Source organism: Methylosinus sp. is20ea, from assembly GCF_059718135.1.
The window spans coordinates 492,890-513,153 of the sequence record NZ_AP046088.1; the positions used below are offsets into that span (position 1 = coordinate 492,890).

Here is a 20,264-nt window from a genome sequence, read left to right on the forward strand (position 1 = left end):
CGAAGCTCGGCGCGCCTTCGAGGTCGACGCGGATCACCAGCATGTTGACGAAAAAGCCGATCAATCCTTCGGTTTCGGTCCAGCGGCGGTTCGCGACCGGCAGACCGACGCAGAGGTCGCTCGCGCCGCTATAGCGACAGAGCAGCGTCGCAAATGCGGTCAGCAGCAATGTGGACAAGGTCACCGAGCGCACCTGCGCGAAGCGCCGGAGCTCGGCGGCCAGCGCATGCGGCATGGGGAAGTCGAGATTGGCGCCGCGGTAGCTCTGCTTTTGCGGACGCGGGCGATCGAGGGGGAGCGGAAGCGGCGCCTGCTCCGCGGCGAGCCGCTCTCTCCAATAGTCGAGCTGGCGGGCGCCAGCTCCGTCGGCGAGCCATTCGCGCTGCCAGATGGCGTAGTCCGCATATTGAATGGGCAGCACCGGCAGGTGCGGCTCCGATCCGCGCACATGGCTCGTATAGAGCGTCGCGAACTCGTTCATCAGTACGTTCAGCGACCAGCCGTCAGAAACGATATGATGCATGGCGACGAGCAGCGCATGTTCGCGCTCGTCGATTTGCAGCAACGCGACGCGCAGCACGGGACCATGTTCGAGATCGAAGGGCCGGCGCGCCTCGCGGGCGATCAGCGTCTGCGCCTCGAGACGCCGTTCGCGAGACGACGATGCGCTCAGTTTTGCGGCCGCGATCGGCGGCAAGGGATTGGACGCGATGTTCTGGACATAGTCGCCGCCCAGCGCCGGAAACGAGGTGCGGAGCGTCTCGTGCCGGGCGACGAGCGCGCTGAAGGCCCGGTTCAGAGCGTCGATATCCAGTTCGCCGTCGAGCCGCAGGGCGCCGACAACATTATAAACCGGATTGTCCGGCTCCATCTCCCAGAGGAAGCGCAGGCGCCTTTGCGCATGCGAGAGCGGCAGCGGCCGGGTTCGATCGGCGCGCGGCAACGCAGGCTCCAAATGCGATGGCGCGGCCGGCCGCAGCGCCGAGGCCAACGCCCTGATCGTCTGGCGCTCGAACATGGCCTTAGGCGTCACCTGCAATCCATGTTTGCGCGCGCGCGCGATGACCTGCAGGCTGCGGATGGAGTCGCCGCCGATCTCGAAGAAATTATCCGTGACGCCGACCGCCTCCGACCGAAGAACCTCCTGCCAGATCCGCGCGAGCAACTCTTCCGTTTCGTTCGCGGGCGCGACGACGTTTCGGCCGCCGGCCTGCGGCGCGGGAAGCGCACGGCGGTCGAGCTTGCCATTGGCCGTCAGCGGCAAGCTCGCGAGCGGCGTGAAAGAGGCGGGAATCAGATGGTTCGGCAGGACGCGTTCGAGCGCCGAGCGCAATGCGCCGCCATCGATCGCGCTTCGTTCCGTCGGCACGTAATAGGCGACGAGGCGCCTGTCTGAGCCATCGCCATCGGCGACGACCGCGGCGTCCGCGACGCCGTCGAGCGCTCTCAGGGCCTCGGCGACCTCCGCCGGCTCGACGCGATAGCCGCGAATCTTGATCTGCTCGTCTGCACGGCCGAGAAACTCGATTTGCCCCATGCGGTCGTATTTGACGCGATCGCCTGTGCGATAGAGACGCTCGCCGCGTCCGGTGGGATCTGGAATAAAGCGCTCCGCCGTCAGTCCCGGCCGCCCCAGATAGCCGCGCGCCAATCCCTCGCCGCCGACATAGAGATCGCCCGGCGCGTTGCGGGGCGCATCTGCGAGTTCATCGTCGAGGATGACGACATAGGCGTTGGGCAAAGGGCGCCCGACGGGAATGGCGCCGCTGCCGGCGAGCGGCGCCTCGAGCTCATGCGTCAGCACGCCGACAGTCGTCTCGGTCGGGCCGTAATGATTGACGATGCGGCAGCCGGGCTTCAATTCGCGCACGATTTCCGCCAGCTCCCGGTCGGCGGTCTCGCCGCCGAGGATCAGGACATGCTCCGGCAGCGCCCCGCGCGGCTCGGCGGCCTGCAGCAGCGCCCGCAGATGGCCGGGCACGATCTTCAGAACGCCGATCCGGCGGCCCGCCAGATGCGCCGCGCAAAGATCCGCGTCGGCGACGACGTCCGGCCCCGGCAGATCGAGCGGCCGGCCGGAGCACAGCGCGCCGAACAGCGCCGTATGGCCGAGATCGGCCGCGACGCTCGACACCATCGCCATGCTCGCATCGGGCGGGATTCGCACTTGCTGCAACAGGCCCTGGACATAATCGGCGAGCGCGCCATGGCTGACGACGACGCCCTTGGGGCGACCGGTGGAGCCGGATGTGTAGATCACATAGGCGGCCTGCCCCGGCAGGATGTCGACGTGCGGCGGCTCGGCGTTGAAGAGCGCCAAAGAATCGTCTTCCAAAGCGATGAGTTCGACCTGCGCCTCGCGGCCGGGATCGGCCGCGAGGCGGGGCAGCGCCGCGCCGCGGCTGACGATGGCCGATGCGCCGCACTCCGCGACGAGCGCGCGAAGACGCGCGTCGGGGGCAGCCGGATCGAGCGGAACATAGGCCGCGCCCGATTTAAGAATTCCGAGCAGGCCGACGACCCATTCCGGGGAGCGTTCGACGACCAGCGCCACGCGATCCTCGCGGCCGACGCCATGCGAGGCGAGACAATGGGCGAGCCGATTCGACGCTTCTTCCAACTGGCGATGGGAGTAATCGCGCGAGCCGCCGCGCAGAGCGAGGCCGTCGACGTCGGCAGGGAGGCTGCGCCGGCGCAAAGCGAGGACGTCGCGCGATTCGAACGCCTGCGTCGCTCCCGATCTGCGGGTCGCCGGACGCGGCGACAGATCGTGCAGCCTCGCTTCCGGCGCCTGGACGATGGACTCGAGCAGGTCGAGGAATTCATGCTTCCATTCGAGGATGGCGTCCGCGTCGAACACATCCGTCGCGTAAGTGAAGAAGCCCTCGATTTCGTCTCCCGCATCCATCACGTCGAGAGCCAGATCGAAATGCGCGCCGGCCGGCGCCAGGGCGAGGCTCTCGATGCGCAAGCCGCCGAAATCGCCGAGTGCGGGAGCCGCGAAGCCATAATTGAACTTCACCTGGAACAGCGGATTATGCGCGAGCGTGCGCTCGGGCTGCAAAATCTCGACCAGCCTTTCGAACGGCAGATCTTGATTGGCATGAGCGCCCAAGACCGCGTCCTTCACCTCGGCCAGCAGCGCCGCGAAGGGGCTTCGGTCATCGACATGAGTGCGCAGCACCAGCGTATTGACGAAAAAGCCGATCAGCCCCTCGGTCTCGATGCGGCGGCGATTTGCGAAGGGCGCGCCGACGCGCAGATCGCTCTCGCCGCTGCGGCGGCGGAACAGAATGTAAAACGTGGCCAGCAGGACCATGAACAGCGTAGCGTCATGCGCCATCGCCAATTCCCTGAGCCGCGTCGCGAGAGCGGCATGCACGCGGATGTCGACGGTCGCGCCGCGCCCGCTCCGCACGGCGGGCCGCGGCCGATCGAAAGCAGACATCAGCGGCGGATGCGCGTCGCCGAGGCGTTCGCGCCAATAGGCCAGTTGCCGGTCCGCTTCGCCGGCCCCGAGCCAACGCCTCTGCCATAGCGCGTAATCGCCATATTGGATGCGCAGCGGCGGCAGCGCGGCCTCCTCTCCACGGTTGAAGCCTCCATAGAGCGCGGCGAGCTCCCGCAGACAGATCGTCAGCGACCAGCCGTCGGCGACGATGTGGTGCGCGGTCAACAACAGCAGATGATCGTCGTCCCTCAGCCGAACCAATTTGACGCGGAACGACGGACCATTCTCCAAATCGAACGGCCGACCGGCCTCCGCCGCCGCGATCGCCAGCGCCCGCGCCTCGCCGTCGCTTGACGCCGTATCGCTTATGTCTTCCACCGCGATATCGATCTCACCGCCCTCGTCGATCACTTGGATCGTCGCACCGTCGCATTCCCTGAAGCGCGTCCGCAAAATCTCGTGTCTTTGGCGGAGCGCGCCGAAGGCCTGGGACAGCGGCCCGATCCGTAAACGGCCCCGCAATCTCATCGTCAGGGGAAGATTATAGGCGGCGCTGTCCGGCTCCAGCCGCCAGAGGAACCAGAGGCGGCTCTGTGCGAACGACAGAGGGGGACTGTGATCGTGGACGGCGACGATATGAAATGCGTCCGCATCCTCCCCCGCGCTTTCGATGTCGCGGGCGGCCATTTCATCACGAAGGCGCGCGATGGCGGAGGCGAATGCCGCAAAGCTCGGCTTTTCGAAGAGAAGACTCGGCTCGACGGTGAGGCGCCATTGGCCGGCGATGCGCGCCGTCATTTGCGCGACGAGCAGCGAATTGCCGCCGAGCTCGAAGAAATGCGCGTCTCGTGCATCGATTCCGCGACCGAACAACTCACTCCAGACCGTAGCCAGCCATTCCGCCGTTTCCGTCTCCGTCGTCGTTTGCCCGACAGAAGAGACGCTACGTCCCAGCCGCTCGGCGCCTTCGGGCTCGCCTCGCCGCCAGACGAAAAAAACGTCGAACGATCCATTCTCGAAGAGCGGCAGACAAGCAGAGCGCTGCAGCTTGCCGCTCGACGTCATAGGAAGCGCGCCCGGATTTACGAGAAGTATCAGCGATGCGCCTTCCTGATAGACCTCGGTCAGGAGCGCGTGGATCGCCTGCGCCACCTTTTCCGGATCGATGAGCTTTTGCGTGCGTTTGCCGATTTCGACGGCGACGCCTATTCCCTCCGTCCCATTCACCTCGACCGGAAAGGCGGCGACCCGGCCTCGGCGAGCGGCTTCGAGCTCCTCTTCGATCGTCAGCTCGACGTCCTGCGGATGGAGGTTTTGACCGCGGATGATGATGAGATCCTTGAGCCTGCCGGCGATGAAAAATTGTCCATCCCTACGAAAAGCGAGATCTCCGGTGCGCAGGTATCGCCTGCCGGCTCTCTCGACAAAGGTCTCCTCGGTCGCTTGCGGATTTTGCCAATAGCCCTGCGCGACGCTGGTACCGGCGATCCAGACCTCACCCATCGAATCCGGGCCCGCCTCGGTTCCGGTCGCCGGATCGATGAGCTGAATATCGTTTTCCTCGAAAGCGTCGCCGCAGGAGATCAGCGTGATGGGCGGCGGCGCCGCTTCCTCGCCGCTTGCGTCGCCCGTGTCGAAGGTTGCGGATATCACTTTTGCGCCCGGCCGTTTCGCCGTCACGAACAGAGTCGACTCGGCGAGGCCGTAGCAGGGATGAAACGAATGCGCAGAAAAGCCCGCCGCCGAAAACGTCTCGGCGAAGGCGTGGAAGGTGCCGGGTCGTATCGGCTCCGACCCGCAGAACGCGACGCGCCATCGGCTCAAATCGAGCGTCGCCGGCAATGGCGCGGCAATTCTTTCGACGCAGAGCCGGAACGCGAAATCAGGTCCGCCGCTGACGGTTCCGCCGAATGAGGAGATCGCCTCGAGCCAGCGCAGAGGCCGCTCGATGAAGCTGCGCGGCGACATCAGCACGAGCCCCGCGCCGCTGTAGATCGGCTGTAGAAGACAGCCGATCAATCCCATATCGTGAAACAGCGGCAGCCAGCTGACGCAGACGTCGGTCGGCTGCAGTCCGAAGCCACGCGAGATCGCCGCCTCATTGGCCAATATATTGCCGTGGCTGACCATCACGCCCTTCGGCGCTGCCGTCGACCCCGACGTATATTGCAGGAAGGCGATGTCGTCCCGCCCGAGCGGCGGCGCGATCCATCGCCCGACGTCTCCTTCGAGCCTGTCCACCGCCATCACCTCCACGCGGCCCGGCTCCGGCAGCGCCGCTCTCAACGCCGCAGCCGCTTCGCGCGCGAACTCTTGCGTCAGCAGTAGGCGAGGCCGCGCGTCTTTCGCGATGGCGAGAAGCCGGCTCAGATGGCGCGCGCCCAGAGACTGCGGCGGATAGGCCGGCGTCGCGATGACGCCCGCGTAGAGACAGCCGAAAAAGGCCGCCACATAGTCGAGCCCGCTCGGCAGCAGCAGCAGCGCCCGCTCGCCGGGCGCGGCCTTCGCCTGCAGGGCCGCAGCAATCGACAGCGCGCGCTCATGCAGCGTCCGATAGGTGAAGACCTCCTCGGAGCCGTCCCGGTCGGCGAGAAAGCGCAAGGCGATCTGCTCGGGAGACTGCTCCGCGCGTCTGTGCAATATCGCGGCGATCGTGTCCTGCGAATCCCATGGCGCCTGCATCGACATACTCCCGACCGATCGTCTGTGCGGCGTTCCGCGAACAGACCCGTCGCTGATCTTTTGGTTCAATCGAAAACGGGTTCCGCGACGGGCCGACCGAGCTCCCTCGAAACGGTCGCCGCCGACGACTCTGGTCCCCGCCTGTCGACGCCGTCCGCCTCGATCCGTCCGTCGCGCATCGTCAGCACGCGATCGGCAAGATGGAAGTACCGGTCGTCATGTGAGATAACGAGGACGATCTTGCCTAGGCGTTTTAGATCCGGCAAAATCTCGCGATAGAAAATGTCCCGATGAAGCGGGTCCTGATCGGCAGCCCATTCGTCGAAGACGAGGAAGGGCCGGTCCTCGAGAAGCATCGCGATGAGCGCCAAGCGCTTGCGCTGGCCTTGCGACAAGCAGCGCGTCGAAAACGCTCCTGCGGAGACGAAGACCTTCTGCTGGAGGTCGAACTGCACGACCAGCCTGTTGCCGCGCTCGTCGACGTTCCGTCCCTCGACGCCGATCAGCGACTCGAACAGATAGAAATCGAAGAATATCGCCGCAAAGAAGCGTCGATAATCTTCGCGATTGCCGTGGTCGACCGGCACGCCGTTCAAAAGGATATCGCCTTTGGTCGGAACATAAAGGCCGGTGAGAATCTTCGCCAAAGTGGTCTTTCCGCTGCCATTGCCTCCCACCAGAAAGACGAGCTCGCCGCGCGCGAAAGAGAGATCGAACGGGCCTACGGTAAATCCCTCGCCGCTGTCGCGATCACTATAGGCGTAGGCGACGTCGCGTAGAACGAGCGTCTGGACGCCGTCCGCATAGTCGATCGGCATTCTCGCCTCCGAGTCGGTTTGGACGACGGGCAAGAGCGACAAGAGCTGCTCGACGCGCCGAGCGGCGATACGGGCGAGATTGATCTGCGGAATATTGTTGAGCAGCACTTCGAGCGGCGTCACCATATAGAGAAACAACAGCGTGAAGCTCGTGGCTATGCCGACCTGCTGGGGCGCGTCCCCAGTCACCGCGAACAGCACGACGCCGATGAATGCGAAAATGAGAAAACTTCCGAAGCCGCCCGACAAACAGAACCAGGAAAGGCCCGCGACCCGCTTCCGACGGACATCGCCGATTGCCCGACCGAGAAGATCATTCACGAGAATGCCGCGCTTGGCGGCGTTGAGCTTGAGCTCCTTCGCGCCCTCAACGATCGCGCCGAAATGATCGAACAGTCGAACTTGCGATTCCGACGCCGCTCGGAGCTCCTTCAGGGCGCGCAGATGAAGGCCGTGATACCCGAATGCGCCGATGGCGATCGCCATCAAGGCCAACAGAAAAATGGGCCACGACAGAAATGCGAGATAAGCGAGACATCCGGCGACGATCACCATATTGGTCAGCAACGCCGGGAGACTGACAAAGAGCACGGATATCTGGTTGCTGTCGTCCGTCAACGCAGAATTGATCTTCGCCGCTCCCGTCTCCTCTATGTCGCGATAATCGGCCGCGAGAATATGAGTGGCGATATGAAGACGCAGCTTCGCGAGAACGCCTTGGCTCAAGCGGTGAAATAAAACGCCGGATGCAGTGCGTCCCGCGACCGCCGTCATCGCAGCGAGCGCGAATTCGATCAGGATCGTCGAATGCGTCACGCTCCTTGTCAGCGCGGCGTTGATCGATGCAATCAAAACGACATTCCCAAGACCTGCGATAATGCTCGCGATGACCGAAGCAATCAAAAGCAGGCGGAACTCTCCGACCAATCTCCAAAGCATGATGCGGCTTCCACGTTCCTCTACATCGAATAGGACGCACCGGCGCCGCAACAATTTAACGCCTCGACGAAATTCCTTGCGCCCACAGCCAGGCTCCGAGCTGCTGCAAGCAGCGCCGGACAAGGCCGGCGACGCCGAGCTCGAGGCGCGCCGATCGTTTCGCGCAGAGCGACAAAGCCGGCGGAGCTTCGGTCCGTCGGATTCGATCTACTGTAATCAGGTCCGCGAGGAGCCCCCGTCAACGGCAATAGGTGTCGCTTGCAAAATCGTGCGCTTCGGAGCCAAGCCCAGGGCCTTGACTTCGCCGGTCTGTACTTCGGCGCATCGTCGCCGCCTTCATCAGCAGAGGGCTGCCGGGGCTCTGCCACGCGCCCCGGGAAGGCTCGGCGCCGCCGCCGACGAAAGCGTTGAACACGCGCCTACCGTATCGCCCTTGCATGTCGCGCATTCTCCACGTCGGCGTCCCCGCTTCTTACAAGGCGACCTCGGCCGCTCGATCTCTATGGCTTCTCGGCAAATCGTCTCGGCATCGCGAATCATAAAATTGACAAGCGTCGGCGAAACGCCAATTCGCTGTGCGATCATTTTTTGTGTCGCGCCTTCGACGCGATGCTCCAAAAAGACTTCGCGGGTCCTACGCGGCGTTTTGTGCAACGCCTCGATGATCGCTTCCAACGCCTCGCTTTCGAGCAGTCTTTCGAGAGGACAAACGCCCGCGGCCGCTACGTCGCACATCTCATCTTCCTCCCCAATGACGCGACGTTCCCGCATTGTTTGGCGCATGTTGTCGATCGCCATATTACGCACCATCCGAAAAAGATAGCTGTATGGCGACCTGACATCGTTGCAGGTATTTTCGCAAATCTTCACGATCGCATCCTGCACGACGTCCTCGGCATGCTGCCGATTGCGCAAAATTCTGGCGGCGTGCTCCACCAATCCATTACGCTTGCTGATGACGATCTTCAGCAGAAGGGCCCGCTGCGCAGCTACGTTCTCCGGCACTGAAAGACTCCTTGAAACGCGCGAGGATCGCCGAAATAGGCATTGATAACGGAAGCCCTTGGTGTTCCGCTGCCCGTCTTCTCGACCTCGAAGATCCAAAGGCGAACGATCTACGCAAGCGACGAACGAGCATAGCTGCGAGTTGGAACGGACAAAATAGCCTTTCCTAATTTTCAAAAAGGAACAATTCTCAACGGGAGCCACGATGATGGGCCCTTTGGATTTTCGAGCGCTGCGGATGTCGGGTGGAGACTGGTCAGAAGCTTCCGTTTCGAGCCGGGCAGAAGCTGGCGGCGATCATGGAGTCGGGCGGAATATCCGCCGACACGTTCAGAATCTCGCGTAGTTGTCATGATGTTCAGCCATTGCGACGACGACTTTGCGCGGACCTTCGAACGGCGTTCGTCCGTGCGCTGTCAACATATTATCGAGCATCATCACGTCGCCTTTGCGCCAGGGAAAACTATGCGTCTGTTCCGCGAGAATCGCGCGCACGTCATCCAACAGCTGGTCTTCGATCTCCCCGCCATCGGCGAAATACGCATTGCGCGGCACATTTTCGATACCGAGCAGATCCACCAGCGACTCGCGAATCTCCGTCTGCAAATTGGAAATGTGAAACAAATGTGCTTGATTGAACCATACGAATTCGCCGGTCACCGGATGACGCTCGAAGGCTTGGCAGAGTTGCCGCGTCCTCAGGCCGCCGTCGTCGAGCCACTCGCAGACAATCCTGGCTCTGGCGCAATAGCGCTCGACTTCGGAAGGCGCGCTCGTATTGAAGACTTTTTGCCACGGCACGTCGAATTGGCCGAAATTACGCACATAAACGACGCCATCGGCGAAGCGTTCGCGAATGGAAGCCGGCACGCGTCGATAGATCGCCCGACTATCGGCGACGGGCGTTTCGCCTCCGGCAAGAGCCGCCGTCACGCAGTGGAACCATATCTTCATGGGCCATTCACGCGTATAGGCCTGTTCGTTATGGAGCGGGATGTGCTGATGCGGTGGATATTCGGTCGACGTATATATGCCGGACGACACGGCGGCGCGCGGCGTCGAGGCGAATTCATAGGTCAAGAGTGGATGCCCGAACGCGGCGGCGAATTGCCGAAAAACGTCGATCGACTCCACTTGGAATCCGCGTAGCAGCACCCCGCCTGCCGTCGGCAGGAGGGAATCGATCTCACCGCGCAGCCACGGCCAAGCCGCGAGCAGGGTTTCGCCCGCGTGCCGAGGCTCGATCAGGACGGCGGGAGATGAATCGACAGCGACCGCGCATTCTCGCGAGTTCATCCTATTGCCCTTTGCAAGAAGTCAGGTGAGCGATGGAGAGGCACGGGAAGCCTCGAGCAGAAGCTGGGGGATCCGCGACAGGACCTGCGCCTCTTGGCGCTGAATGAAGAAGTGTCCTCCGTCGAACCATTGCAGCGAAAAATCTCCCCTCGTCTCCAGCCGCCAAGCCTCCAGCTGATCGGCCGCGATGTCGTCCTCATGGCCGGCAAAGACATAGATCGGCGCCGACAGCGGCGGTGAGTTCTTGTCCTGAAAGCTGCTGCATAGGAGATAGTCGCTGCCGAGCACGTCCAAGACCATCCGCAAAAGTTCTGGATTAGCGAAAACCTCTTCGGGCGTCCCGCCCTGCTTGCGCAAAATGGCGATCAGCGAGGCATCGTCTTGTCCATCGGCGAAGCACGCGAAGTTCCGTCGAGACGGCGCCGCCGTCGCCGACAAGATAAGGGCGAGCGGCAGGGCCCTCGAAAGGGCCGACAAACGGACCGCCATGCCGTAGGCGAGGAGCGCGCCCATACTATGGCCGAACAAAGCATATCGCCCGCTCATGGAAGCCGAGTGCTCTTCGCAGAGCTGCTCGACCAATCGCTCGAAATGTTCTGCGGCCGGCTCCGCGATCCGATAGCCGCGGCCCGGCAGTTCGACCGGGTGCAAGACGATCCACGGCGGCAAGCTGCGCCGCCAGCGAAGATACATAGTGGCGCTCGCTCCTGCGCAGGGAAGACACAGAAGCGTCAGAGGTTCCGGCACGGCGCCTATTGCTCCGTTCGGGATACGGCCTGTTCTTCCATGAACCGGCGCAGGGAAAGTGGACGCATGTCGGTCCAGACGCTCTCGATATACGCAAGGCAAGTCTTCTTGTCGCCCGACACGCCTGCATCACGCCATCCATCTGGAATCGGCTTGTAGTCGGGCCAAATCGAATATTGTTCTTCGTGATTTAATACGACGCGAAAAATCGTGTCCTCTCGATCGAAGCAATTCATAGGTCGTCGTCCTTTGCCGTTGACGTTCCAACACGATGGTCGGAAAGCGATAGAGGTCGCTATGATAGACGCACATGCGGCTCGCCGATTTAGAGGGCGTCGCCTTTTTTATCGACCGAATAAATTGCCGGCTAAACAACTCCCGCTCTCGTTCGTCATGTCAAAGACAGGCATCACTTGGGAGCGTAGATGGCCATGAGCGGCATGGCGACACTGGAGCGCGAGTTGGAGCGAGGGGCGGCCGTCCCCTTGCAGCGGCCCGGCGGCCGTCGCTTCGACTGGATTTGCGACGCGGAAGATCTCCTGATCCGTGATCTTTCGACGGGAAGCACGACGCATTGGTCGCTCCGGCGGAGCGGCGACAGCGCAACGCTCGAATGTCGGGGAAAAGCTGTCGAAACGCTCGGGACCGACGATATGACCGTGGCTTTCGAGGCGTCGTTTGTCCACTTCCCGGACGCGCGTCGTCTCGATTTGCAAGCCGCTGCGGGCAGTTTCGACGCCCTGCTCCAATCCGGCCTCGCAGCGTGCGACGATTCCGAGCGCATCTGCGTTGTCCGCGACATGTTCTGGCAACGCTCGGAGTATTGGCGAGCGAATGCGTGCAGTCCGACGCGTCCATTACGTTACGCGTTCACGCAGGGTCGGCGCCATCCGCAGCGCGAGCCGAAGCCGAATGGATTGCTCTATACGCGCTCCATTCCATGGCTGAGAGCGACGCTGTCATTCAGAGTCATCGATCCGGAGGGCGACATCGCTCGCTTCCATCGATGGATGAACGACCCGACCATCGACGCCTTCTGGCAGGAGGCGGGCGACATCGGCAAGCACCGCGCCTATCTTGCCGCCATATCGTCTGATCCGCATGTCATCGGGGTCATCGGCTGCTTCGATGACGACCCCTTTGGCTACTTCGAAATCTATTGGGCGAAAGAAGACCGCATCGCACCATTTTGCGACGCCGACGATTTCGATCGCGGCTGGCATGTGCTGATCGGCGAGCCGTCATTCCGCGGCAAGCCCTTTGTGACGGCCTGGCTTCCGTCGATCTCCCATTATCTCTTTCTGGACGATCGCAGAACGCAGCGCATCGTCATCGAACCGCGCTCCGACAATCACAAGATGATCGGAAATCTCGTGAAGGGCGGCTACGCGATCGTCAAGGAATTCGATTTTCCGCACAAGCGCGCGACACTCGCCACTCTGACGCGCGACACGTTCTTCCGCGAACAGCTTTGAGCGTCGCGAGCTCTCGTTTTTTTGTCTCACATGGGGATGCACATGCGCATTTACGATCTCATCGGCATCGGCTTTGGCCCCTCCAATCTGGCGCTCGCGATCGCCTTGCAGGAGCAGAGCAACGCAGGGCAAGCGGAGCTGGACACGCTGTTCATCGAGCGACAAAAGGAATTCGCCTGGCACTCCAACATGCTCTTGGACCATGCCCATATGCAGATTTCTTTCCTAAAAGACCTCGTGACGCTGCGAAATCCTTCGAGCCCATTCAGTTTCCTCCGCTATCTGCATGAAAAAAGGCGCCTGCAGGACTTCATCAATCTGAAGACTTTTTATCCCAGCAGGCTCGAGTTCAACGACTACCTCGCCTGGGCAGCCTCCCATTTCGAAAACATTTCCACATACGGAGAAGAAGTTATCGATGTGCTACCAGAACTGCGAGACGGGACGGTTTCTTTGCTCCGCGTCCGCTCGCGTGGTCGGAATCGAGCGCTCCACGAGCGCCTCACGCGCAACCTCGTCGTCGGCGTCGGCGGCGCGCCGAACGTGCCCGACCGCTTCCTGCCTCTCGGAGCAGACCCGCGTGTGTTTCATTCGAGCCACTACCTCGGCGAACTCGCTCGCCAAAAGGCTGCGAGAAAGATCGCTGTCATCGGCGCCGGCCAAAGCGCCGCCGAGGTCTTCATGGATCTCCACAATCGAGGCGTCGGCGTCGACCTGATCATGCGGGCCCGCGCCATCAAGCCATCGGACGACAGCCCGTTCGTGAACGAGATATTCAATCCAGAATATGCGGATCATCTGTTCAATCAGCCGGACGACGAGCGCGCGGCGCTCATCGACGAATTCATGAACACAAATTACGCGGCGCCGGACCTCGCGCTGATCGAGCAAATCTACGGCGTCTTCTACCGACAAAAGGTCTCTGCGGGCGACAAGCATCGCTTCCTGCGACGACACGACGTCGTGGGCGCCTCGGCCGAAGCGGACGGCATTCGGCTCTCTCTCGCAAATCTCGATACGAACCAAATTGATACCCAGACTTATGACGCGGTCGTTCTCGCAACTGGCTATCTACGGGAATCGCACAATGCGCTCTTGCGTCCTCTTGTCGCTCATCTCGGGCCCTTCGCCGTGGACCGGCATTATTGCATCGTCAAGTCGCCGAAATTCCGGCCATCGATCTTTCTTCAAGGATGTTGCGAAGCGACGCATGGGCTCAGCGACACGCTGCTGTCGATAACCGCCATTCGGACCGACGAAATCGGGTGGGCGATTCGGGAGGCGCTCCGATTCGCCTCCCAAGACGCGGAAGGCGACGACGCCGCAACGGCGGACGAGGTCTATTGAACGGGAATGGGCGAGAGAAGTCCGCATTTGTTCGAGGCGTCCGGGGACCGCGCGGAGATCGATGGCGTCGAATTGGAGGAACGCTGGCAGGCAACGCCCTGGCTCACTCTCTCAGCGCCGTGATCATAGCGGAAGCCCGTCACTCCGCCTCCATCGATTTGCGACCGAGGACGGCGTCAACGCGGCGCTCGATTTGTTTGGAACAACAATTTGAATGTGGCGCCGCCGCCAGGCGTCTCCTCGAGCGAAATGCGGCCGTCATGCGCCTCCATGAGTTCTTTGACGATGGCGAGGCCGAGTCCGGCGCCGGACTTCGCGTCCGTCTTGCGCCAGAATGGTTCGAAGATCAGATCGCGATCCGATTCCGCGACCCCCTCTCCATGATCGATCACGGCGACCGTGGCGTCGGCGCCGACGCGCACGAGCACGGTTCCCCCTTCCGGTTCCGCGCGCAGCGCATTGTCGATAAGGTTGCCGATGATGCTTTCCAGCGCCTGCCTGTCTCCCGCGATGACAACCGGCTTCCGGGTCACTTCCGCGGCGAGATTACGCTTGTTTTTGAGCGCCAGCAGCACATGATCGTCGATAGCCGCCTGCGCGACTTCGGCAAGATCGATCGCCGTGGAAACGCCCCTGCGGCCCTGCAGCCGCGCCGAGGCGAGAAGCTGTTCCACGATCGCGCGAACTCGCCGCGCGTCGCGCTTCAGATCACTGACGAAGCCGACCTCTTTAGGATGGTCGAGTCGCTCGGTGAGAATCGCGACGGGCGTGCGCAATTCATGCGCGGCGTTGGCGAAAAAGCGACGCTGACGTTTGAAGTCCTCATCGAGACGTTCGAGCGCGTCGTTCATCGATGCTACGAGAGGCCGAATCTCTGACGGCGTCCCGCGAACCGACAAACGCCGGTCGAGCGACACCAAATCGATGAGTTCCGCTTGTCTGACGAGCGAGTCCAATGGCGTGAGCCCCCGCTTCAGCGTCACCCATCCAATGATCGCGACCACGAGAATCTCGAAGAGATGATATTGAATGTCCCCAACTCCCGCCATATACATCCAGTAGGGTAGATCGCTCCAGGACGACACATAGCCATAGGTCGCGATCTCCAATCTTCCGTGGCGCGTGTTGGACAGCACCATAGCGCCTTTGAGATCGCTCCCCGAATCGGCCTTGAGCCGGTACGATAGGCTGATCGGCCTAATGCCCTCATTATTCTTGATGCGGGACACGAGATCGGGTGACGACCCCGGCAACTCCGACATCGTCTTCGGGTCGAATACGGCGAGGCGCAACGTCGGGGTGCGTTCGATAAGGGCGCGCAATTCGCGCGTAGGATCGAGACGTAGGATTCCGTCGGGAAATCGCGTCACCGACGCGGCCGTCAGAGAGTGGATATTGGGAAAAGCGAGATCATTCCAGAGTTCCGGTCCGCCGGGAATGATTCCGAATGCGCTAAAAATATGAACGAAGACATGCGTCACTATATAGCCGGCGACTTGCGCGATCACGACATAGACGGACAGCCGGGCGGCGACCGAGCGAAATGCGCTCATGTCTCGACTTCGCTCAAGAGATAGCCGCGCCCGCGCACGAGATGGATCTGGACGCCGGCGTCGGCGCTTTCGAGCCGCTTGCGCAAGCGCGAGACGAGCGTGTCGAGAGCGCCTGGCGACACAATGTCGTCAAATCCGTATACGTCCTCCATCAAAGTGCAACGCACGACCACGCGGTCGATGCGGCGCACGAGCGATTCGAGCAACGCGAACTCGCGCTTGTGAAGCTTTATGGGCTTGTCCGCGACGCAAAATTGCTGGCCGGTGGGATCGAAGGACAGCGCGCCCGCGGTGATCGGCGGCGCCTTTGCGCCGCTCGACGATCTCAAACGCGCTCGCACACGCGCCATCAACTCTTCTCCGTCGAATGGCTTGACAAGATAGTCGTCGGCGCCGGCGTCGAGGCCTTCCACTCGCTCCCGAGGCGCATCGAGCGCAGTCACGATCATGATGCGGACGCCCGGCCGCAACGCGCGCATCACAGGAATCGCCTCCGCGCCATCGCCATCCGGCAATCGCCGGTCGAGCAGCATCAATTGATACGGAAATTGTTTCAACGCCTCCTGCGCATCTGCGAGATTAGCGACATGGTCGCAGGAATAGCCGGCCTTCCCGAGCCGTTTACAGATGAGGCGAGCCATATCCACTTCGTCTTCGACGATGAGAATTCGCATCGAGTGACATCCGGCCGCCGGCGAGCGCGGTCTCGCAGCCAGCAACACCAAACTAGAGCGTCGACTTTTCTTCCGCCACCCGAGAGCGTTCTGTCTGGAAACTTTCCGAAGCCTTCGGCTCGGCAGATCGGTGTAAGGTTCGAGAGCGTAACTATGACTGCCCTTGACCGGCCGTGTTTTGGCCGGGCGACCCGCAATCTGGCCGGAGGCCCTGTCATGTCCGTTCTACTTCGTCACGCGTTCTGGGGCTTCGCCTCGTTGCTGGCCACCACCGCGCTCTCCGAAGGCGCGGCCATGGGGCAAGAAGCAGGGTCGTCGGTTTTGCCGCCCGTGAAGGTGGACGCGCCGCAACAGAAGATTCGGCCAAGGGCCGTTCCGAGCAGCGCCGCGCCGCGAGTGGCAAGATCGCGGACGAGGGGATCGAAGCACGCCGTGCAGATAAACGTGGGCGCTCCCTCGCCGACCGGCGTCGGTCCTGCGGTGGCCGGCAGGCTCGCCGGGCAAAGCGCGCCTGCGCCGGGTCCGCAAGGCTATGTGGCGCACGAAAGCTCTACCGGGACCAAAACCGATACACCTCTCCTCGAAGTGCCGCAGTCGATCTCCGTCGTCACGCGCGCGCAAATGGACGCGCGCAACGTGCAGCGCGAGGGCGAGGCGTTCCGCTACATGGCGGGCGTCTATTCCGAGCCCTATGGCGGCGATCCGCGCGCGACCTTCGACGCGCCCTATATTCGCGGTTTCGACGTCAGCACGAATGGAGTCTATCGCGACGGATTGCGCGAGGCCAATGGCGTCTGGTCGCGCTTCATCACCGAATTCTATGGCCTCGAGCGTGTCGACGTGCTCAAAGGTCCCTCATCCGTCCTCTACGGCCAGGGCAGCCCAGGAGGCATCGTCGACAAGATCACGAAGAAGCCGACAGAGGAAGCGCGCGGCGAGGCCTATGTCCAGGGCGGCTCCTTGGACCGCATTCAGGGCGCCTTCGACGTCAGCGGTCCCGTGGACACCGACAAGCGCCTGCTCTATCGCTTCGTCTTCATGGCGCGTGACAGCGGCACTCAGTTCCAGTATGGCTCCGGCGATTCGGCGCCCGACATCCGCCAATATGTCGCGCCCTCGTTCACATGGCGGCCGACGGACGCGACGTCGTTCACACTATTGGGCGACTGGTTGCACAATCGCACCGCCGGCCCTTTCACTGTGACGTTGGCAAACCAGGTTTCAACGCACGTCATGCTCGGCGAGCCGAGTTTCAACAAGAGTGATTTCACGCAGGGAACGATCGGCTACCGGTTCGAGCACAAGTTCGACGAGGCATGGACGGTTCGACAAAACCTGCGCTACGGCGCCCTCGATTTCGATTACAACAATATGACCGCCTCGGGCATTTCGGCGAATGGAACCATCGCTCGGACCGCCACCGCCATCGACGAGCAACTCTATTCCTTCGCGCTCGACACGCAGAGCGAGGCCAAGGTCGCGACCGGCCCGGTGACGCATACGGTTCTCATCGGCGTCGACTATCAATCGGCGACCTACACGACGCGCACGCGTGGAGGCGTCGGCCCGAGCCTCAATCTCTACTATCCCGTCTATGGCCAGATCGTCACGACGCCGTCGACCATCACCAGCTACAGCCATCAGACCGCGACACAACTCGGGGTCTATGCGCAGGAGCAAGCGAAGTTCGATAATTGGATTTTGACATTCGGCGGCCGTTTCGACGATGCGCGCTCGACCACGACAAATATTCGCGCCGGCTCCGTCGCCATAAAAGACGATTCGCAGGGAAGCTATCGGGCCGGCCTGAACTACGTCTTCGACATCGGCGTCGCGCCCTATGTCGCCTATTCACGATCGTTTCTTCCGACCACTGGGACGGACTTCAATGGCAATGCGTTCAAGCCGACGATCGCGGAGCAGTTCGAAGGCGGCGTCAAATATCAGCCGCAGTTCTTTCCGGCCACATTCACAGCAGCCTATTTCGATCTTACTCAGCAGAACGTCCTCACCCCGGATCCGGCGCGGCCGGCGACGACCTACAAGGTGCAGACTGGCGAGGTGAACTCTCGCGGCTTCGAATTCGAAGCCGTCGCCAATCCGACGCCCGGCCTCGATATGGTGGCCGCTTACACTTATAATCCCGTGCATGTGACGAAGGACAATCCGACGTCGAGCGGAACGAGCAATGTCGGCAAGAGACCGGCCTATGTCGCGCGCAACATGGCTTCGCTCTGGGCCGATTACACACTGCAAGACGGCGATTTCAGAGGCTTCGGTCTCGGCGCCGGCGTCCGCTTCGTGGGCCCGACCTACGCCGACGCCGCGAACACGATCCAAAACGCAGGATACACGCTCGTCGATGCGACTGTGCATTATGATGTCGGCAAGCTGATCCCCGAGCTCGACGGCATGCGTTTGCAAGTCAATTTCAACAATCTGCTCGACCATCAATATCTCGTTTGCACGGCGACGACGAATTGTACCTGGGGACTGCCGCGCACCGTGATCGGGAGCCTCACCTTTCGTTGGTAACGCAGGAATCCTCTCATACGGAATCCGTCTGCCGGCTCCGATAAGGCGGGCCTCGAGTACGTCGAATTTTTGCGATCCCTCACATCTGCCGCTTGATCAGTTTCGATCTGGTGATCTGGCCTTCAGTCTGGCCATTCGACCAGGCGTTCGTGATCGCCGCTGTGACGGCGGAGCAGCGGTCCTTTATCACGCCGCTCGATGCTAGAAGACCGGCTTTTGCGAGGTCGATCCAGCCGTCGAGTTCGCCCCCGGCCTTCTCGCGGATCATGGCTTGGAACGCGGCGACAGCGGCGCGTGCTTCAACGAGCGCCCAGACAGCGTCCTCGATTGCTCCGATCGTCAAAGTCTCCGTCTTCGACAGCGCGTTCCGGCCGTTCGTCATCAGGCACGCAATGGTCCTCGCCGATGGTGTTCGACGCAAGCTGTCCGCGTCCATTTTTTCCGTGTGCCGTCGCCGACCGGCTCATTCGGAGACGACACGCAAAGATCCACGAAAGCGGTAAGCTCGACTCCCGCTCCAAAGAAGCTCTGACGGCTCTCGGGCTGCTGCGCATCGAGTCTAGATGTTACGCGAGCGCGGCGGAGCTCATTCGGTCCGCGCTGGACCTCGGCGCCGACGCCCCCTATCTGCGCGCATGCCTCGGTCAAGCCCTGTTCCTCATCGGCGAATTTCAGCAGGCGCTCGACGCCTTCGAAAAGGCCGTCGCCGCCTGTCCGAGCGACGTCGGACTTATTAGAAAGCTCGCGCGAGCGCGCTTCCTCCAGTCGTCGCTTCAGGGATCGCTGAACGTCGCGGCAGAAGACATTCGGCTGTTGCCGGGTCGGCGGCGGAGGATATCGACAGCGTCGGCCGCGCCACTTTCCAATTGCTCATCGGATTTGGTCATCACGACGCGGCGATTCGATTGGGAAGCGCGCTGCTCGGCAAATTCCCGGAGGACGGGGTCATTGCCTATCATCTCGATGCTGTCCGCGGCCGGTCGCACGCAAAGGCGCCGGCTCCATATATCGTCGAATGCTTCGACGGATACGCCGATCGTTTCGACGAGCATCTGGTGAAGGCGCTGGAATATGACGTTCCCGCCAAATGCCATGCGCTGCTCGCAGCGCTGAACGAGTCCTTTCGTTCGGCGCTCGATCTCGGCTGCGGCACCGGACTGTTTGGACCGCTTCTCGAGAGGTTGAGCGAGCGAAGGGTCGGTGTCGATCTTTCCCCACGAATGCTCGACAAGGCCAAGGCGCGCGGCTCCTATCACGAGCTGTTCGAATGTGAGGCGGTCGACTTCCTCGAGGCGAACGGCCGACAATTCGACTTGATCGTCGCCTTGGACGTGCTCGTCTATATCGGAGATCTGCAACCACTGATTTCAGTCGTATCGACGCGTCTCGCGCCGAACGGCATATTCGCGATCAGCTTCGAGCGCGGAGACGGAGAAACATATAGGCTTCAGCCGACAGGCCGATTTGCTCATAGTTTCGCCTATATCGAGCGCCTCGCTGCCGGAGCGTTCGACGTGATCGCCAATCTGGAGACGTCTCAGCGGCTAGAGGCGAATGCGCCGGTCCCAGGTCATATCGTCCTTCTGCGTGGCAAGCCGTAGACGAGCGACGATCGTGTCGGATGCGCGAGTGGAGTCTCGGATCGCTCTTCGATCTGCGCGCATTTATGACGTCACTCGCGGCCGCGCAGCAAGCTCGAGACGCTTCAATATGACGGACGGTAGAAATTTCCTCCTATTGCG

At 61.9% G+C, this 20,264-nt stretch carries 14 protein-coding genes and 1 pseudogene (1 of these 15 cut by a window edge); 5 read left to right on the forward strand and 10 right to left on the reverse strand.

The window, feature by feature from the left end:
• The 6 genes from AC6IY7_RS02290 to AC6IY7_RS02315 all read right to left on the reverse strand — a co-directional run.
• Positions 1-6,133: the 5' portion of an amino acid adenylation domain-containing protein gene (locus AC6IY7_RS02290; protein WP_497781398.1), read on the reverse strand. It extends 3,473 nt beyond the left edge of the window; 6,133 of the gene's 9,606 nt are visible here — the first part of the coding sequence; the start codon lies at positions 6,131-6,133; the stop codon falls past the left edge of the window.
• Between the two features lie 65 nt (positions 6,134-6,198).
• Positions 6,199-7,890, reverse strand: coding sequence for a cyclic peptide export ABC transporter (locus AC6IY7_RS02295; RefSeq protein ID WP_497781400.1), 1,692 nt, complete (start codon positions 7,888-7,890; stop codon positions 6,199-6,201).
• Positions 7,891-8,229: 339 nt separating this feature from the next.
• On the reverse strand, positions 8,230-8,895 hold the full coding sequence (locus tag AC6IY7_RS02300; RefSeq protein ID WP_497781401.1) for a sigma-70 family RNA polymerase sigma factor: 666 nt from the start codon (positions 8,893-8,895) through the stop codon (positions 8,230-8,232).
• 330 nt (positions 8,896-9,225) lie between these two features.
• The gene (locus AC6IY7_RS02305; RefSeq protein ID WP_497781402.1) at positions 9,226-10,191 is read right to left on the reverse strand and encodes a TauD/TfdA family dioxygenase; all 966 of its coding nucleotides are present in this window, start codon (positions 10,189-10,191) and stop codon (positions 9,226-9,228) included.
• Between the two features lie 21 nt (positions 10,192-10,212).
• Positions 10,213-10,884, reverse strand: coding sequence for a thioesterase II family protein (locus tag AC6IY7_RS02310; protein WP_497781404.1), 672 nt, complete (start codon positions 10,882-10,884; stop codon positions 10,213-10,215).
• Positions 10,885-10,943: 59 nt separating this feature from the next.
• Positions 10,944-11,174 (reverse strand): MbtH family protein, encoded by a 231-nt coding sequence (locus AC6IY7_RS02315; RefSeq protein WP_497781405.1) that lies wholly within the window; start codon positions 11,172-11,174, stop codon positions 10,944-10,946.
• 189 nt (positions 11,175-11,363) lie between these two features.
• Between AC6IY7_RS02315 and AC6IY7_RS02320 the strand changes: the two genes are divergently transcribed.
• Both AC6IY7_RS02320 and AC6IY7_RS02325 read left to right on the forward strand, forming a co-directional pair.
• A complete protein-coding gene (locus tag AC6IY7_RS02320) occupies positions 11,364-12,413 on the forward strand; it encodes a GNAT family N-acetyltransferase (protein WP_497781406.1) in 1,050 nt (349 codons plus the stop codon).
• Positions 12,414-12,455: 42 nt separating this feature from the next.
• The gene (locus AC6IY7_RS02325) at positions 12,456-13,760 is read left to right on the forward strand and encodes a lysine N(6)-hydroxylase/L-ornithine N(5)-oxygenase family protein (protein ID WP_497781407.1); all 1,305 of its coding nucleotides are present in this window, start codon (positions 12,456-12,458) and stop codon (positions 13,758-13,760) included.
• Positions 13,761-13,936: 176 nt separating this feature from the next.
• Here the strand turns inward: AC6IY7_RS02325 and AC6IY7_RS02330 are convergent, their stop codons facing one another.
• Together AC6IY7_RS02330 and AC6IY7_RS02335 are read right to left on the reverse strand one after the other, a co-directional pair.
• Entirely contained in the window at positions 13,937-15,313 is a 1,377-nt protein-coding gene (locus AC6IY7_RS02330; RefSeq protein ID WP_497781408.1) for a sensor histidine kinase, read from the reverse strand.
• Entirely contained in the window at positions 15,310-15,987 is a 678-nt protein-coding gene (locus AC6IY7_RS02335) for a response regulator transcription factor (protein WP_497781409.1), read from the reverse strand. The genes AC6IY7_RS02330 and AC6IY7_RS02335 overlap by 4 nt, the downstream gene beginning before the upstream one ends.
• A gap of 432 nt (positions 15,988-16,419) precedes the next feature.
• On the opposite strand from AC6IY7_RS02335, the gene AC6IY7_RS02340 reads away from it, so the two are divergent.
• Positions 16,420-18,522: a TonB-dependent siderophore receptor gene (locus tag AC6IY7_RS02340; protein WP_497781410.1), complete on the forward strand. Its 2,103-nt coding sequence runs from the start codon at positions 16,420-16,422 to the stop codon at positions 18,520-18,522.
• 79 nt (positions 18,523-18,601) lie between these two features.
• Here the strand turns inward: AC6IY7_RS02340 and AC6IY7_RS02345 are convergent, their stop codons facing one another.
• A complete protein-coding gene (locus tag AC6IY7_RS02345) occupies positions 18,602-18,958 on the reverse strand; it encodes a hypothetical protein (RefSeq protein WP_497782891.1) in 357 nt (118 codons plus the stop codon).
• Here AC6IY7_RS02345 and AC6IY7_RS02350 point away from each other — a divergent pair.
• A pseudogene (locus AC6IY7_RS02350) lies at positions 18,928-19,218 on the forward strand (tetratricopeptide repeat protein); the annotation flags it as partial. The gene AC6IY7_RS02345 and the pseudogene AC6IY7_RS02350 sit on opposite strands and share 31 nt — an antisense overlap.
• Positions 19,219-19,295: 77 nt before the next feature.
• Here AC6IY7_RS02350 and AC6IY7_RS02355 read toward each other — a convergent pair.
• On the reverse strand, positions 19,296-19,574 hold the full coding sequence (locus tag AC6IY7_RS02355; RefSeq protein WP_497782892.1) for a hypothetical protein: 279 nt from the start codon (positions 19,572-19,574) through the stop codon (positions 19,296-19,298).
• A gap of 3 nt (positions 19,575-19,577) precedes the next feature.
• On the opposite strand from AC6IY7_RS02355, the gene AC6IY7_RS02360 reads away from it, so the two are divergent.
• Entirely contained in the window at positions 19,578-20,123 is a 546-nt protein-coding gene (locus AC6IY7_RS02360; RefSeq protein WP_497781411.1) for a class I SAM-dependent DNA methyltransferase, read from the forward strand.
• Positions 20,124-20,264 lie beyond the last annotated feature (141 nt).

Bases quoted from the DNA above. Each gene is read 5' to 3' on its own strand.
- AC6IY7_RS02295 (WP_497781400.1), bottom strand. From the start codon at position 7,890: ATGCTTTGGAGATTGGTCGGAGAGTTCCGCCTGCTTTTGATTGCTTCG.
- AC6IY7_RS02305 (WP_497781402.1), bottom strand. From the start codon at position 10,191: ATGAACTCGCGAGAATGCGCGGTCGCTGTCGATTCATCTCCCGCCGTC.
- AC6IY7_RS02310 (WP_497781404.1), bottom strand. From the start codon at position 10,884: ATGTATCTTCGCTGGCGGCGCAGCTTGCCGCCGTGGATCGTCTTGCAC.
- AC6IY7_RS02315 (WP_497781405.1), bottom strand. From the start codon at position 11,174: ATGAATTGCTTCGATCGAGAGGACACGATTTTTCGCGTCGTATTAAAT.
- AC6IY7_RS02320 (WP_497781406.1), top strand. From the start codon at position 11,364: ATGGCCATGAGCGGCATGGCGACACTGGAGCGCGAGTTGGAGCGAGGG.
- AC6IY7_RS02325 (WP_497781407.1), top strand. From the start codon at position 12,456: ATGCGCATTTACGATCTCATCGGCATCGGCTTTGGCCCCTCCAATCTG.
- AC6IY7_RS02330 (WP_497781408.1), bottom strand. From the start codon at position 15,313: ATGAGCGCATTTCGCTCGGTCGCCGCCCGGCTGTCCGTCTATGTCGTG.
- AC6IY7_RS02335 (WP_497781409.1), bottom strand. From the start codon at position 15,987: ATGCGAATTCTCATCGTCGAAGACGAAGTGGATATGGCTCGCCTCATC.
- AC6IY7_RS02345 (WP_497782891.1), bottom strand. From the start codon at position 18,958: ATGGACGCGGACAGCTTGCGTCGAACACCATCGGCGAGGACCATTGCG.
- AC6IY7_RS02355 (WP_497782892.1), bottom strand. From the start codon at position 19,574: ATGCTCGTCGAAACGATCGGCGTATCCGTCGAAGCATTCGACGATATA.